This window comes from Sphingomonas sp., from assembly GCF_004799495.1.
Lineage (GTDB): Bacteria > Pseudomonadota > Alphaproteobacteria > Sphingomonadales > Sphingomonadaceae > Sphingomonas.
The window spans coordinates 37,895-53,263 of sequence record NZ_SSMY01000001.1 but is presented as its reverse complement, the minus strand read 5'-3'; the positions used below and the strand labels follow the sequence as shown (position 1 = coordinate 53,263).

General features: G+C 67.0%; 14 protein-coding genes. 3 read left to right on the top strand and 11 right to left on the bottom strand.

Features of this window, described 5'->3' with window-relative positions:
- Positions 1 to 8 precede the first annotated feature (8 nt).
- Positions 9 to 413, top strand: a complete 405-nt coding sequence (locus tag E7773_RS00215; RefSeq protein ID WP_293986738.1) for a DUF1489 domain-containing protein — start codon at positions 9 to 11, stop codon at positions 411 to 413.
- On the opposite strand, the gene E7773_RS00210 is transcribed toward E7773_RS00215, so the two are convergent.
- The 8 genes from E7773_RS00210 to E7773_RS00175 form a co-directional block, all read right to left on the bottom strand.
- Positions 410 to 1,120 (bottom strand): DUF2807 domain-containing protein, encoded by a 711-nt coding sequence (locus E7773_RS00210; RefSeq protein WP_293986735.1) that lies wholly within the window; start codon positions 1,118 to 1,120, stop codon positions 410 to 412. The two genes, E7773_RS00215 and E7773_RS00210, sit on opposite strands and share 4 nt — an antisense overlap.
- A 61-nt stretch (positions 1,121 to 1,181) precedes the next feature.
- Entirely contained in the window at positions 1,182 to 1,898 is a 717-nt protein-coding gene (locus E7773_RS00205; RefSeq protein WP_293986733.1) for a head GIN domain-containing protein, read from the bottom strand.
- Positions 1,899 to 1,987: 89 nt separating this feature from the next.
- Positions 1,988 to 2,698: a DUF2807 domain-containing protein gene (locus tag E7773_RS00200; protein WP_293986731.1), complete on the bottom strand. Its 711-nt coding sequence runs from the start codon at positions 2,696 to 2,698 to the stop codon at positions 1,988 to 1,990.
- A gap of 132 nt (positions 2,699 to 2,830) precedes the next feature.
- Positions 2,831 to 3,364, bottom strand: a complete 534-nt coding sequence (locus tag E7773_RS00195) for a CarD family transcriptional regulator (RefSeq protein WP_293986729.1) — start codon at positions 3,362 to 3,364, stop codon at positions 2,831 to 2,833.
- A gap of 310 nt (positions 3,365 to 3,674) precedes the next feature.
- Positions 3,675 to 5,708, bottom strand: coding sequence for a M13 family metallopeptidase (locus E7773_RS00190; protein WP_293986726.1), 2,034 nt, complete (start codon positions 5,706 to 5,708; stop codon positions 3,675 to 3,677).
- A gap of 224 nt (positions 5,709 to 5,932) precedes the next feature.
- On the bottom strand, positions 5,933 to 6,274 hold the full coding sequence (fdxA, locus tag E7773_RS00185) for a ferredoxin FdxA (protein WP_293986724.1): 342 nt from the start codon (positions 6,272 to 6,274) through the stop codon (positions 5,933 to 5,935).
- An 88-nt stretch (positions 6,275 to 6,362) separates the two neighbouring features.
- Entirely contained in the window at positions 6,363 to 6,635 is a 273-nt protein-coding gene (locus E7773_RS00180; protein WP_293986722.1) for an RNA-binding S4 domain-containing protein, read from the bottom strand.
- Positions 6,628 to 9,099 (bottom strand): helicase-related protein, encoded by a 2,472-nt coding sequence (locus tag E7773_RS00175; RefSeq protein WP_293986720.1) that lies wholly within the window; start codon positions 9,097 to 9,099, stop codon positions 6,628 to 6,630. The genes E7773_RS00180 and E7773_RS00175 overlap by 8 nt, the downstream gene beginning before the upstream one ends.
- A gap of 241 nt (positions 9,100 to 9,340) precedes the next feature.
- Between E7773_RS00175 and E7773_RS00170 the strand changes: the two genes are divergently transcribed.
- Complete coding sequence (locus E7773_RS00170) at positions 9,341 to 10,837, top strand: M23 family metallopeptidase (RefSeq protein ID WP_293986718.1); 1,497 nt, start codon at positions 9,341 to 9,343, stop codon at positions 10,835 to 10,837.
- 55 nt (positions 10,838 to 10,892) lie between these two features.
- Complete coding sequence (locus E7773_RS00165; protein ID WP_293986716.1) at positions 10,893 to 11,594, top strand: DUF4336 domain-containing protein; 702 nt, start codon at positions 10,893 to 10,895, stop codon at positions 11,592 to 11,594.
- 252 nt (positions 11,595 to 11,846) lie between these two features.
- On the opposite strand, the gene E7773_RS00160 is transcribed toward E7773_RS00165, so the two are convergent.
- The 3 genes from E7773_RS00160 to E7773_RS00150 all read right to left on the bottom strand — a co-directional run bounded on the left by E7773_RS00160 (position 11,847) and on the right by E7773_RS00150 (position 15,362).
- Positions 11,847 to 13,505 carry an ATP-binding protein gene (locus E7773_RS00160; protein WP_293986714.1) on the bottom strand — a complete coding sequence of 553 codons (1,659 nt, stop codon included), beginning with the start codon at positions 13,503 to 13,505 and terminating at the stop codon, positions 11,847 to 11,849.
- 67 nt (positions 13,506 to 13,572) lie between these two features.
- Positions 13,573 to 14,289, bottom strand: a complete 717-nt coding sequence (locus E7773_RS00155) for a TIGR02186 family protein (protein WP_293986712.1) — start codon at positions 14,287 to 14,289, stop codon at positions 13,573 to 13,575.
- A 158-nt stretch (positions 14,290 to 14,447) separates the two neighbouring features.
- A complete protein-coding gene (locus tag E7773_RS00150; protein WP_293986710.1) occupies positions 14,448 to 15,362 on the bottom strand; it encodes a sulfite exporter TauE/SafE family protein in 915 nt (304 codons plus the stop codon).
- Positions 15,363 to 15,369: the final 7 nt, after the last annotated feature.

Sequence of the window (15,369 nt, the reverse complement as noted above, 5' to 3'; positions counted from 1 at the left end):
TGAATCGGGTGCCGCTTCATCTCACCAAGGTCGCGTTCGGGGTCGCCAGCCTCGACCAGTTCGCCGCGCGCTGGGCAGCGCGCGAAGGCGACCCGCCGTACGAGCTCGGCACGCGCTATTTGCCCAAGCGGCATGAGGAGATTGCCGGGCAGGGCTCGCTCTACTGGATCTTGAAGCACCAACTGATCGCGCGCTCGCCGATCGTCGGGTTCGGCGAGTTGCCGGGCGGGCGCGTATCGATCAGGCTCGACCCGCGGCTCGTGCTGGTCCAGGCGCGGCCCAAACGCGCGCACCAGGGCTGGCGGTACCTTGAGGGCGATGCCGCCCCGCTCGATCTCGGTGCGGGCAGCGAAGGCGTCGGGGCATTACCCGCCGACCTGATCGGGAAATTGGCGGACCTTGCCTTGATCTAGGGTTTCGCGCCGGGCCCGCACAGGATCGGTCCGCCGGCAACCGCCTTCGTGACGCAGGCGGGGGTGCCCGTTACGACGATCCGGCCCAGCCCGGTCGAAGTCAGATTGGCGGTGAAGCGCGCAGTGGCCTGGGTCTCGCCCGGCCCGTCGAGCAGCACGACCAGGTCGCCGACTGTCAGCGGCTTCGCTGAAATCGTGCCCGATCCGTTGGTCTGCAGCCGCGCGCGTCCGCTGCGCCCTGCCAGCGCAACGTTGCCCGCGCCCATTAGCGACACGACCATTTCGTTGCTGTCGATTCCGCCAGCGTCGATCGATCCGCTGCCGGTCACCTGGAGGTCGAGCCGCTGACTGCGAACGCGGCCGCCGATCGCCAGCCTGCCGCCGCCGATCACAGTCGCGCTGCGCAGGCTGGGCGCAGTGAGCGTGATCACCGGCGCGGGGCCGCCCGCCGGACCGCGCTCGGCCCAGCCGCTCGCGCCCTTGCGAACGATCAGCGTCGTTCCCTGCACCTGGATGTCGAGGCTTGCCAGCACCTCCGGGTCGCCGCTGGCGACGCTCGACGCGCTGGTGCCGCCCACCGTCAGCCGAACCTCGAACGGACCGTCGACGCGCACGCGGTCGAAATCGGTAACGACGTAGCGGCGGTCGGCGGCAGTGGCGGGTAGCGCCAGCGCCGCTAGCGCGAGGCCAAGGATCAGGCGAGACATGTGGCGAGCATCGCACCGCCTGGGCGGCGCGCGCAAGATCATTCGATGGTTAGAGTTCGCCTCAGCTACAGCTGACGCTGCCCGATCCCATCTTGCTCGTCGTGCATTTCGCGCCGCCGGTCAGCGTCACGTCGCCCGATCCCATCACGTCGACCTTGGCCGGGCCGGCGACCGCGGCGGACACGTTGCCCGATCCCATCACGCTGACGTCGGCCTGGCCGAGCGACAGCTTGGCGGCATCGATATCGCCCGACCCGGTGATCGAGAAGCTTCCCATCTTGGCGGTGCCGGCGGCGGTGACCCCACCCGATCCGGTCAGCGAGAAATCGGCGCGCTGGACGTTCATCGCCGCGATCGACAGGTCGCCCGACCCGGTCGCGCTGACCTTGAAGCCGTCGCCGTCCACATGGTCGATCGCCATGTCACCCGAACCCGTCGTGCTCGCCGCGGTGATGCGCGGCATCGTGACGTAGATCTTGACGTGGCCGCGCTCCCCGCCGCCCCAGTGGAACCCCGAGCTCGACTTGCGCCGGATTTCCAGCGTGTCGCCGTTCTTGACGATCTCCACATTGGCCATGATCCCGGTGTCGCCCTCGGCGCGGACCGAGAAGCCCGATCCGACGCGGACGTCGACATCGTCGGGCCCCGTGGCATCCACCGCGTTGAACCCGTCGAGCGCGAAGCTCTTGGTGCCGTTGACGCCGCTGGCTTTGGACGTGGCATTACCCCCGGAGCAGGCGGCGAGCGGGATCAGGGCAAGCAAGGCAAGATGGCGCATTGGTTTCACTCCGTCAGCGTGTATTGGTCTAATAACACACCAGAATGCGCGGTCAAGCGCCTACGCACCGCAATGGATTTGCGCCTTGCCTATGCGCGTGACCGAACAACGCGCGAGTTTCGGCCGAGATCGATCTGGCCGCTGCCGACGACGGAGACGGTCGCCGGACCGTCGACCGTCGCGCGGACAATGCCCGATCCGGCGGTCGAGACTCGCGCGCTGGCCGCGCGCAGGTCGGGTGCTTGAAGGCTGCCCGACCCGCCGACGCTGACCGCCAGGCTACGCGCCGATCCGCGTGCGGTGATGCCGCCCGATCCGCCGATCGCGACCGTGGCGCGGTCGACCTCGATCGTGCCGAGTGACAGGCTGCCGGACCCGCCGACCGTCGCCTCGAACGCTGACCCGCGCACCCGATCGACGGTCATCCGGCCCGATCCGCCGAGCATCGCGCCGGCGATGCGCGGCAGCGTGACGACGAAGTGCACTTGCCGCTCGAGGTCGCGGTTGGTGTCTTGGTTGCGATAGCGGTGCGCGATTTCGAGCGTGCCGTTCTCGCGGACGATGCGCAGGTTGGCGAAGGCGGCGGCGGGGCCGGTCGCGCGGACCGACCAGGCCGGACCAACCCGGACATCGACATCGCCGGCCAGCCCGAACGCGACCTTGTCGAAATCCATGGCGCGATAGGTAGTGGTGTCGCCTTGGCGCTCGCCGGTCAGCCCGGGACCGCGATCGTTGTTGCCGTCGGTCGCCATCGCGGCGGTTACGAGGAATGGTAAGGCAAGCAGCGGCAACAGGCGCATTATCTCTCTCCCGATGATCTAGGGGCGAGATACGCTTATCGATTACAGTTGTAAACATAATCTCTGAACGCGAAGCAAAAAGGGCGGCCCGTCAGGACCGCCCTCTTCGAATGGATTGCGATGTTCGCGGCTTCAAGCCGGCACCTTATCCTTGTTCCAGATCGCCGCGGCCTTGCGCAGGATGTCGAGGATCTTTTCCAGCGCGCCCTTTTCGTCGGTCTCTTCCATCGCGCCCAGTTCGCGCGCGAGGCGGCTCGCCGCCGCTTCGAAGATCTGGCGTTCGGAATAGCTCTGTTCGGGCTGATCCTCGGCGCGGAACAGGTCGCGGACCACTTCGGCGATCGACACCAAGTCGCCCGAATTGATCTTCGCCTCATATTCCTGCGCGCGGCGCGACCACATCGTGCGCTTGACCTTGGGCTTGCCCTTCAGCGTCTCCATCGCTTCCTTCATCGTCTTGTCCGACGACAGCTTGCGCATCCCGACGCTCTCGGCCTTGTTGGTCGGCACGCGGAGCGTCATGCGCTCCTTCTCGAAGCGCAGCACGTACAGCTCGAGCTGCATGCCCGCGATTTCCTGCTTCAGCAGCTCGACCACACGGCCGACGCCGTGCTTCGGGTAAACGACATAATCACCGACATCGAAGGACAGTGCCTTGGCAGCCATGTGGCTAAAACCTTTCTTGTAACGGACCCGGCGAGTCCGGCGCCTGAAGCAGCGCCGACCGGGGAAATGGTTCGGATGCGTGTGTCTCCACGCGAGAGGATCACGACTCTCGTCACCGCCTATTTAACAGGTTCGTAATAAAATTACCAGCCTTGCGTTGCGAAATAGGACCGGAATGTTTCCCAATTTGGGTTAGGGGCGCGATGGTACGCCGCCGGCAAAGCCGTCGTCCGGATTGGGCTTAGCCCGTCCGCCGTTCGCGCTCGGGCGCGCGACGCCGATTAGCTTGCGCTAATTGGCTCGCCCGAGCTCACCACACATGCACTCGATCCGCGGGCGCCAAGTACAATTTATCCCCCGGCTTCACCCCGAACGCCGCGTACCAGGCGTCCATGTTTCGCACGATCCCGTTGACGCGATACTCCTCCGGGCTGTGCGGGTTGGAGAGGAGTTGCGCGCGCAAAGCGCCCTCGCGCGCCTTGCCCTGCCAGCTTTGTGCATAGGCGATGAAGAAGCGCTGGTCGCCGGTGTAGCCGTCGATCACCGCGGGCTCGCCGTGCCGCGCGACATAGCGGCGGTACGCGGCGTACGCTGCCTCGAGTCCGCCGAGATCGCCGAGATTCTCGCCCAGCGTCAGCTCGCCCTTGATATGCACCCCGGGGATCGGCTCGTAGCCGTTGAACTGCTCGACCAGTTTCTGCGCGTGTGCGGTGTAGCGGTCGGCCGATTCCTTGGTCCACCAGTCGCGCAGCTTGCCCGTCGCATCGAACTGGCGCCCCTCGTCGTCGAAGCCGTGCCCCATTTCGTGACCGATCGTGGCACCCGTCTCGCCGTAATTGACTGCGGGGTCGGCATTGGGATCGAAGAACGGCGGCTGCAGGATCGCCGCCGGGAACGTCACCTGGTTGGTCAGCGGGTTGTAGTACGCGTTCACTTCTTGGACGTTCATGTCCCACAGCGCGCGGTCGACCGGCTTGCCGAGCCGCGACAGTTCGAGCTTCCACCCGAAATCGTCGGCCGCCATCGCGTTGGCGAGCGGGTCGGTCGGCGACACCGTCAGGTTCGAATAATCGATATATTTGACCGGATGCCCGATCCGCGGGTCGAACGCGGCGAGCTTGATCAAGGCTTCCTTACGCGTGGTCTCGTCCATCCAGGCGGCGTTCTCGATCTTCTCCTTGTACGCCGCGCGCAAGTCGCCGAGCAGCTCGGTCATCTGGCGCTCGGTGTCCGCGGTCCAGTGCTTTTGCGCGTAGAGCTCGCCGACCGCTTCGCCGAGATCGTCGTTGAGCAGCCGCACGCCGCGCTTCCAGCGATCGGGCTGCGCTTGCACCCCCTGGAGCGTGCGTCCGTAGAAATCGAACTGCGCGTCGTCGAATGCCTTGGGCAGGAATTGCGCGTGGCTCGTGATGAAGCGCAGCGTCATCCAGTCCTTCCACACCGCCAGCGGCGTGTCGGTGATCGCCTTGCCCGCATCGGCGACCGCGCTCGGCTCGGCGACGATCACGGTCGGCATCTTGCCGAGCCCGATCTTCGCCAGCACCGGCGTCCATTCGAATTGCGGCGCGAGGGCCGCGAGCTGCGCGCGCGTCATCGGATTGTAGGTCTTGACCGGATCGCGCCGCGCCTCGGGGGTCCACTGGCTCTTGGCGAGTCGGGTCTCGAGCGCGATGATCGCATCGGCGCGGCTTGCCTGCGCGGCGGGGTCGGTCACCCCGGCCAGCCCCATCACCTTCATGATGTACGCGCGATACGCCGCGCGGAACGCGACATACTTGGCGTCGGGCAACAGGTAGTAATCGCGCGAGCCGAGCCCGAGCCGCGCCTGCCCGGCATCGACCGTGTACTGCGTCGGGTTCTTCGCGTCGGGGCTGATCCCGATATTGACCGGCGCGGCATAGCCTGGCTCGGCCATCAGCGCGACGAGCTCGCTGGTGTTTTTCACGTTGTTGATGCGGGTGAGGTACGGCCGTATCGCCGCATTGCCGCGCGCCTCGATCCCGGCCTGGTCCATATAGGCGTGGTAAAAGTCCGTCACGCGGCGCATCTTGGGATCGGCCGGGCTGGCGCCGGCATCGTCGACCATTTTGCGCACTTCGGCTTCGGCATCGTCGGGCATGTCGTAATTGTACCCGGCGCGCGACTTGTCCGGGGCGATCGGCGCGTCGCGCAGCCACGTGCCCTCGGCGTAGCGGAAGAAGTCGTCGCCCGGCTTCACGCTCTTGTCCATCGAGGTGTAGTCGACGCCCCACGCGCCGTACTTGGCCTTGGGCGCAGTAGTTTGCGCGAGCGCGATGCCCGAGATGCCCAGAAGGAAAAGGCCGGCTACCCGCTTGATCGCCATGACGAAAGACTCCGCGCTCGAATGTGGTTTGGGCGGTGTGTTGTCAGACTATGGCGGCGCGGGGAAGGGGCAAATTACCACCAAACCCGTCATCCCGGCCTCGAGCCGGGATCCATTGGGCGGCCAGCGAACCCCTTGAGGCTCATGCGGTGCGCGCGCGGCGCCATGGATCCCGGCTCAAAACCGGGATGACGGCAGTTCGATCGGCGCGGTCGGACCGAAGCTCAGTCGCCCTTGCCGGGTTCCGCAGAGAAGTATTTATCATACTTGCCCTCTTCACCCTTATGCTCGTCGGCATCGGCGGGGGTCTGGTCGTTCTTGCGCGTGACGTTGGGCCATTGCGCGCTGAACGTGTTGTTGAGCTCGAGCCACTTCTCCAGCCCGTTCTCGGTGTCGGGCAGGATCGCCTCGGCCGGGCATTCGGGCTCGCACACCCCGCAATCGATGCACTCGCTGGGGTTGATGACGAGCATGTTGTCGCCTTCGTAGAAGCAATCGACCGGGCACACCTCGACGCAATCCATATATTTGCAGCGGATGCAGGCGTCGGTGACGACATAAGTCATGGTCGGCTTCCCCGTGTTTAGCGTTTGACGGCTAGCTATGCCGCTCGCGGATTCGCGTCAATCGATCCGGGCTTGCTGCGAGACGTTCTTAGTTTCCGAGCTGCAGGTCCTGGAAGCATGCTTGCGCTTCAGAGGGTGGCCCGCGGCGGATGGGGAGAGCCTCGACGCGGATCGTGCGGACCTGCCCCAGATGCGTCGCGAAGGTCAGGATGTTGCCGACGCGGACGGGTGCGGCGGCGCGGTCGATCGGGCGACCGTCGATGCGCAGATGGCCCCGTTCGGCCAGCGCCTGCGCGAAGCTGCGCGTCTTTACGATCCGCGCGAACCACAGGAATTTGTCGAGGCGCATGCTGTCAGCCATTCAACATGTCCGCGAGCGCTGCGAAGGCATTGTCCCTGGGTGGCGCGGTCGGCTTGGCGTTGGGGGTCAGGCCCTGCCACGTCCATTGCGGGCGGCCTTCGGCATCGGGGCGGGCAGTGCGGAAGCCGAGCTGTGCCATCAGGCGGGCAAGCGTGTCGGGTCGTAGCCCGATCGAGGTCGCGAGCGCGGGATCGGGTGAGAAAGGCGTACGGCCCTTGCGCCCGTCATGCGCCGCGCGGGCGATACGCTCGACCAGATCGACGCGCACCGCCTGCTGGCCGAACGGGCGGAAACCGTGGGGCAAAGCCGCGCCCGCTGCGTTGCGCGGCAGGACGGTCGCGCCTTCTCGCGGGGCATCGGGCAGGTGCATCACCAACCGCCGCCACTGCGCCGCGGCGGGCTTGAGCAACGCGGGCGCGAACAGGTCGAGCGTGCCGATCGTCACGCCGATCTTGCCGAGCCGCTTGCGCGCCGCCGGATCGAGCGCCTCGACCTGCGGGCCGACCGCGCGGCGCGGGAGCAGCCCGCCCGCCGCCAGCACCGCGCCCGCGACCGCGCGCAACGGCCCGCCCGCGGCGGCATCGCGCAGCACTGCGTCGAGCTTGCCGAATATGGGCAGATGCCGCGCCATCTGCGCCGCGAGCCAAAGGTCGAGCCGCGCCTGCACCGCCTTGCGCGACCTTGGATCGAGCGCGGCAAGCGCGCGGTCGAGCTTGACTTGCGGCTGCGCGAGATTGGGTCCGGGCGCGATGCTGCCAACGGGAAACTTGCGCCACGCGATTGTCAGGTTATCGAGCGCGAACTGATCGTCGCTCGCACCTGCCAACTCTCCCGCCCGCCGCGCCAATTCTGCTGCTAGCCGTTTCTCCGCCGCCGCGAGCAACAAGCGTTTGTCCGCCGCGCGCGCATCCGCCGCGACGGTGAAGGTGAACCCGGCGAGCGTCCCGATCGGGTGATCCTCGACCAGCACCTCGCCCTGCTCGCCGATCATGACGGGTAATGCGCCGGCATCCTTGCCGATCTGGCGCAGCAGCACCGTGCTGCGCTTGTCGACGAAGCGCTGCGTCAGGCTCGCATGGAGCGCATCCGACAGCCGTTCCTCGACCTCGCCGGTCCGCGCCGCCCAATGCGCCGGGTCCGCCAGCCAGTCGGCGCGGTGCGCGATATACGCCCAGGTGCGGATCGCGGCGATGCGGCCCGCGATCGTCTCGACGTCGCCGGTCACGTCGTCGAGACGCGCGACCTCGCTCGCGAACCACGGCGCGGGGATCCGTCCGTCGCCCTCGCTGAGATGCTGGAACACGCGGGCGACGAGCCGCTGATGCTGGTCGGCGCCGAGTTTGCGGAAATCGGGTACGCCGCACGCGGCCCACAGCCGCGCGACCATCGCCGGCGATCGCGCCCGGTCGCGCACCCAATCCTCCTCGGCCAGCCGCTTGAGCACGCCGAGATCGACCGCCGGCGGCGCGGCGCGCAGCGCGGGGTGGGCGGGGCGCGTCTCCAGGCTCTCGATCAGGCCGTCGATCGAATCCAGATTGGGCTCGCCCTCGCGCCAGTAGAGGAAATCGAGCGCCGGGAAGCGATGCTCCTCGATCGCGTAGACCTCTTCGGGGGTGAACGCGCCCAGCCCTTCCGCGACCAACGCGCCGAACGTCCCGTCGCGCTGGTGCCGCCCGGCGCGCCCGGCGATCTGCGCCATTTCGCTGACCGTCAGCCGGCGCGTGCGCTGGCCGTCGAACTTGGTCAGGCTGGCGAACGCGACATGGCTCACGTCCATGTTGAGCCCCATCCCGATCGCGTCGGTCGCGACGAGATAGTCGACCTCGCCCGCCTGGAACATCGCGACCTGCGCGTTGCGCGTGCGCGGCGACAGCGCCCCCATCACCACCGCCGCGCCGCCGCGCAAGCGCCGGATCATCTCCGCCACGGCGTACACCTCCTCGGCGCTGAACGCGACGATGGCGGATCGCTTGGGTAGCCGCGACAGCTTCTTCGCCCCGGCATAGCTCAGCGTCGAGAAACGCGGCCGGTTGACGATCTCCGCCTCGGGCACCAGCGCCTTGATCATCGGGCGCAGCGTCTCCGACCCCAGGATCATCGTTTCGCTACGGCCCCGCGCGCGGAGCAGCCGGTCGGTGAAGACGTGCCCGCGCTCGGGATCGGCGCCGAGCTGCGCCTCGTCGAGTGCAACGAAACTCACCTCGCGGTCGGCCGGCATCGACTCCGCCGTGCACAGGAACCAGCGCGCGTCGGGCGGGACGATCCGCTCCTCGCCAGTCATCAGCGCAACGCGTTCCTTGCCCGTGATCGCGACGACGCGATCATACACTTCGCGCGCCAGCAAGCGCAGCGGAAAGCCGATCATCCCGCTCGAATGCCCGCACATCCGCTCGATCGCGAGGTGTGTCTTGCCGGTATTGGTGGGCCCGAGCACCGCGGTGACCGGGTTACTGTACGCGCTCATGTTCCCGACAACATCGGCGTGGTGCGCGGCCGACGCAAGCCAGGGCATCGAAAAGAGTCGCCGATTCCCAGACCATTAGACGGTTCCCCAACGATCTAGCGTCCATCCCTCGGCGTGCACGGCCTGCCGCAACCTAGTGCCCGCAAGGCCGCCTTTAAATTGACTTTAACCACTCCCCCACACAGTGCTGCCGCCTGCGCCGGGGGTGGATCGGCGATACGTTTCGGGAAATGTTTTCGCCGTGTATTTGCGCAATGACCAGTTCGATTCCGCGGGCGGTGCCGCCGCGCGCGCGAGCGAACTTGTCCTGTTGCCCGAACCGACCCGGCTCGAACGCCTGCGCCACGCGATCGACGATATCGACTGGACGCCCGATCTCGGCGCGCGGATCGGGTCGCGCGACTGGTTCCGCGGGCTTGCGACCTGCACCACATTGCTGTGCGCGACCTGGGCGCTGTCGCCCGGTTTCGCGCGCCCGATCGTGGGTGAGACGCCCAGGGCGCTGAGCGGCGCCGCCTGGGACAATGCCCGCGCGCAAGCGATCGCGCCGCTCGCCTGGGGCGCCGATACCGGCCAGCGCATGGCGGCGAACGACCTCGTTCGCCCACTCGGCGAGACGCCCGACCGCCCGCATCTGCCCTTCTCCTCGGCGATGAGCGATGGCGACAGCCTCGCCGCATTGCTGCGCCGCGCCGGCGCCACCCGGACCGACATCCAGACCATTTCCGATCTCGTCGGCGGCACGATGTCGCTCGACGACATCCGCCCCGGCACGCGCTTCGAAGGCGTGCTCGGCCCGCGCGCGAAGAAGAGCGACCCGCGCCCGATCGAGCAACTCGCCTTCCAGCCCGCGTTCGATTTCCGGCTAACGATCACGCGCACCGCCAACGGCCTGTCGATGCAGCGCCAGGCGATCTCGGTCGACGACACGCCGCTGCGCATCCAGGGCCTCGCCGGCGCGAGCCTTTACAAGTCGCTCCGCGCCGCCGGCGTACCGTCGAAGGCGGCGGCGGATTACCTCAAGGCGATGGCGACGCGCATTTCGCTCGGCAGCGACGTGACCGCGGGCGACCCGTTCGACATCATCCTCAAGCAACGCCGCGCCGCGACCGGCGAGGTCGAGCTGGGCGATATTCTCTACGCCGGGCTCGATATGGGTGGGCGCAAGGTCCAGCTCGTCAAATGGGCCGGGCAGGACAGCGACGGCGACGACGAGGACAGCAGCGGCGAATGGTACGACGCCAACGGCCAGACCCGGCAGAACGGGTTCGTCGGGCTGCCGGTGAACGGCCGCGTCAGCTCGTCGTTCGGGATGCGGATGCACCCGATCCTCGGTTACTACCGCATGCACAAGGGCATCGACATCGCCTGCCCCTACGGATCGCCAGTCTATGCGGTGGTCGCGGGCACGGTGAACTGGGCCGGGTACAAGGGCGGCTACGGCAATTTCATCGGCATCCAGGGCGGGGGCGGGGTCGGCACCGGGTACGGCCACCTCAGCCGGGTCGCGGTGCGCAACGGCGAGCACGTGTCGCGCGGCGAGCTGGTCGGCTATTCGGGCAATTCGGGGCTGTCGACCGGACCGCACTTGCATTTCGAGGTCTATCGCGGCGGCAATGTGGTCAACCCGCGGGGGTTCTCGTTCTCGACGATGGCGGCGCTGACGGGGAGCGCGCTGCGGGCGTTCAAGGCGAAGGTGAGCGAGTTGCTCGCGGTGCGGCCGGGGACGGCGCGGTAGGGCGGACGGCCACTAATGGGTGGCTGACGTTCCTCTACAGGCGTAGGATCGGCTGATGCTTCAGCCGCTTGGGCAAGACCTTTGGTTCGCGGATGGCGGAATCGTGTCCTTCAAGGGCTTCGATTATCCGACGCGAATGGTCGTCGTGCGGTTGGCCGGCGGAGCATTATGGCTGTGGTCGCCGATCGAAAAGACAGCGGCGATCGAGCAGAAAATTCGGGCGCTGGGCCCGGTCGGATACATCGTCAGCCCGAACCGCCTGCACTATCTGTTTTTGGCCGAATGGCAGGCTGCGTTTCCCGAAGCCCAGCTGTCGGGTACAGCCTCCACCATCGCCAGGTGCAAGTCTCTTCGTTTTTCCGAAGCGTTGGCGGATGCAGCTCCAGCGGCATGGGCCGGCCAGATCGATCAATTCTATTTTCCGAACTCGCTGTTTATGGACGAACTGATCTTTTTCCACCGCGCATCCCGAACTGCGATTATCGCCGACCTGTCCCAGACGTTCAGCCAAGCATTTCTGCGTGACCATTGGCCGTGGTGGATGAGGTGGGTCGCTCGCTGGTTGAAGATGGTGGAGGGCCGGAGGTATCCGCCGATTGATTACCGGATCAGTTTTCGTGATCACGCCAGCGCGCAGCCGAAGGTACGCGCCTTGCCCGGGGAGCATCCGGCGCATGTGGTCGTCGCGCATGGAGAGGTCGTGCGGTCGCAAGGCGAAGCTTTTTTGCGCAACGCCCTCTCCTGGTTGCTGCGATGACCCGAGCTTCTGCAATCGGGTCGTCAGCCGCCCCTCACGACACGCTTGCGATGTAGGGTTTCGCCTGACAGGCTTGCCAGGCTCTTTGACATCGCGACGCCTTCCACCGTCCTATCGGACGCAGAAACCCGATCGGTCGAAACCATGTGAAGTTTGGGCCGGCGCAGGAGCGCGTTAGTGTGAAGTGAGTGTGAAGTTAGGCCGCCGGCCGCGGTTCGGCTTATCGCGATTTAGCTTGCGCTAAATCGCGGCCTAGCGCCCTTGCGTCCGCCACCGCCTGATCGTGCGGTCGATGATCTGGTCCTCGCCGCCGGTTTCGCGCCACAGGTCGGAGAAGACCGGGTCGGCCGAGGCCGGGCGCTTGGCTTCCTCGAGCCCGTCGAACGCGACGCGGATCGGGATCGCGACGCCTTCGCCGCAGATGATGCACTCGCGGTTGCGCAAGGCCGGGATCGAATCGAGGAAGCCGCGCGCGCCTTCGGGCATCGCGGCGCGGACGAACGCCTGGTCGCGGTCGTTGTTGAGCCGCATCGAGATGATCGTGCCGCACTGCGACAGCACGCCTTCGGCGAGGTCGGACGGGCGCTGCGTGATCAAGCCGAGCGACACGCCGTACTTGCGGCCTTCCTTGGCGATGCGGCTCAGAATCTTGCCGACCGACGATCCGTCGGCATTGCGCTCGTTGGGGATGTAGCGGTGCGCTTCCTCGCAGATCAGCAGGATCGGGCGCTGCGGCTCGTTGCGGCTCCAGATCGCGAAGTCGAACACCATCCGGCTCAGCACCGCGACCACCACGGATGTGATCTCGTTCGGCACGCCCGACACGTCGATGATCGAGATCGGCTTGCCATCGCCCGGCAGGCGGAAGATGCGGCCGATGAAGTCGCTCATCGTATCGGCGACGAGCATGCCCGAGAACATGAAGCCGTAGCGCGGATCGGCCTTGATCTCGTCGATCTTGGTCTTGAGCCGCAGGTACGGCGCGGTATCCCCGGCGCGGTCCATCTTGCCCATTTCGAGCTGGATCAGATTGGTCAGGTCGCTGAGCAGATACGGGATCGGCGCGTCGACCGTCAGCTTGGCCATTTCCTGCCCCAGCCGGCTCTTGCCGCGCGCCATGAGCAGGCACTTGGCCAGGATGTCGCGGTCGATCTGCGCTTCGTTGCCGGTCGTCGTCAGGAACACTTCGCAATGTTCCTCGAAATTCATCAGCCAGTACGGCATCTGCAGGTTCGACACGTCGAAGATCGCACCGGTGCTGTCGAACGCCGCCGAATATTCGCCGTGGGGGTCGATCATCACGATATGCCCCTGCGGCGCGAGCTCGCAGATGCGGTGGAGGATCAGCGCAGCGCTGGTCGACTTGCCGGTACCGGTCGAGCCGAGCAGCGCGAAATGTTTGCCGAGCATCGCGTCGATGTACAGCGCGGCGCGGATGTCCTTGGTCGGATAGACGTTGCCGATCTCGACGCAGGCGCGGTCGTCGGCGGCGTAAATCTGCTTGAGGTCGCCGGTCGAGACCGGAAAGGCATCGGCGCCGGGGGTCGGATAGCGCGTCACGCCGCGGCGGAAATTATAGAGCTTGCCGGTCAGCCGTTCCTCGTCGCCTTCGCCGAGGAAGTCGATCTGCGCGAGCACGCCCGCCTCGGTCAGGCGGAGCGAGCGGATGTTGGCGATCATCCAGGTCGCGCCGACGCGGATCTTGAGCTGCGCGCCAACCGACCCGGCACCGGCCAGCACGGGATCGGCATCGCCGGCATAGCTGTCGACCGCTGCGCGATCGAGCAGCACCTGGCCGCCCGACCCGGCGATGTCGATCAGCGCGCCGATCTCGCGCATGCCGATCGGCGCGGCGGGTGCCGCCGCTGGCGTGGCGTTGGCGAACGCGCCGTCGCCTGGCATCTCGGTCATCGTGATCCCCTGGTCATTCGCGCGGGTTATGCACGGGGAGGGGTAAAGAATGCGTGATTAACCGTGATCAGACTCTTCGCGCGACATAGCCGGCTGCCCAGCCGAGCAGCACCGAAAGCGCGACCGCGACGAGGCCATAGGTGATCGACCAGCGCTGGGCAGAGCGCGCGACGAAGCGCTCGAACCCCGATTTGCGGATCTCGATCTCCTTGGTCGCGACCGCGAGCACATGACCGTCGCGGATCAGGAAGGTCTCCGCGGTGAAGCGCCCGACCGGCACGCGCGCCGGGATGTCGACGCGCGCGCGGTACAGCACGCCGTCGCTGATCTCGACCCCGGCTTTCTGGTAGTAGAGTCCGCCGCGCTCCTTCAGGTCGGACAAGCCGCGCGCGAAGCGGTCCTGCTCGTCGGGCGGCGCGCTGGAGGCGGGCGACAATTGCAGACTGTCGAGCCCGAGCTCGTAGATCGCGCGCGTGCGCTCATCGACGATCTGGTCGATCGGCCGCGACGAGACGAGGCCGTAGAAGCTCGGCGCCGAACGATAGCGCAACCGCGCCGCGTTGACCCAGATGCCCGCGATCCGCGTCTTCTCGCGCACCAGGATCGATTGCGTCGGGCCCTTCACCACCACGACGATGTCGGTCGGCTTGTCGTCGTTGGGCAGCCGGCCGCCGGGATAGAGGATCGCGCCGAACAGCAGCAGCTCGGCGCCGGTGAACGAATAGGCGATCTCGATCTGGCGCTGCGACACGTCGGGGACAAGGACCGGCTTGGATTGCCCCATCAGCAGCGGCGCGAATAGCAGAAGCGCGGGGAGTCCTTTGCCCGGCTTCGCCGGGGTGCGGCACCGGCCCGCTCCCCCACCCGACCGCCCATAGGATAAGCTGATTGGGCGACCGGGTGGGGGAGCGGGCCGGTGCCGCCATGCCGATGCAATCGGCATCAGGAAAGCTCGACCGAGAAGATTTCGTCGGGGCGCAGCGTCAGCCCGACCAGCATCCGGATCCCGACGAGCAGCACCAGCACCGCGAGCGCGAGGCGGAGATATTCGGGCTTCCACTTGGTCGCGAACCGCGCGCCGATCTGCGCCCCCGTCACTGACCCGACCAGCAGCAGCGCCGCGAGCACGATGTCGACCGCCTTGGTCGTGGTCGCATGGACCATCGTCGCCCAGGCGGTGACGAACAGGGTCTGGAACAGGCTGGTCCCCACCACGACCTGCGTCGCCATGCCGAGCAGGTAGATCATCGCCGGCACCAGGATGAACCCGCCGCCGACCCCGAGCAGGATCGTCAATATGCCGACCCCGAACCCGAGCAGCAGCGGCGCGAGCGGCGAGATGTAGAGTCCCGAGCGATAGAAGCGCATGCGGAACGGCAGCGACGCGACCAGCGGGTGATGCCGCCGCTTTGCCGCGCGCGGCGCCTGGCCTGCCCGCGTGGCACGGATGAACTGGATCGATTCGCGCGCCATCAGCGTCCCGATCGACCCGAGCAACAGGACGTAGACCACGGCGATCACCGTATCGAGCTGGCCGCTCGCCTGGAGCGCCTTGAAGATCCACGCGCCGAACGCCGAACCGGCGAACCCGCCCGCGACCATGATCCCGCCCATGCGGAAATCGACCCCGCGGCGTTGCAGGTGCGCGAACACGCCGGACACGCTCGCGCCCGTCACCTGGCTCGCCGACGAGGCGGCGGCGACGGTCGGCGGGATGCCGTAGATGATGAGCAGCGGCGTCGTCAGGAACCCGCCGCCGACGCCGAACATTCCCGACAAGAGCCCGACGAACCCGCCGAGCAGGACGATGACGAGCGCGTTGACCGACAGGTTGGCGATGGGGAGGTACAGGTCCACATCCCGG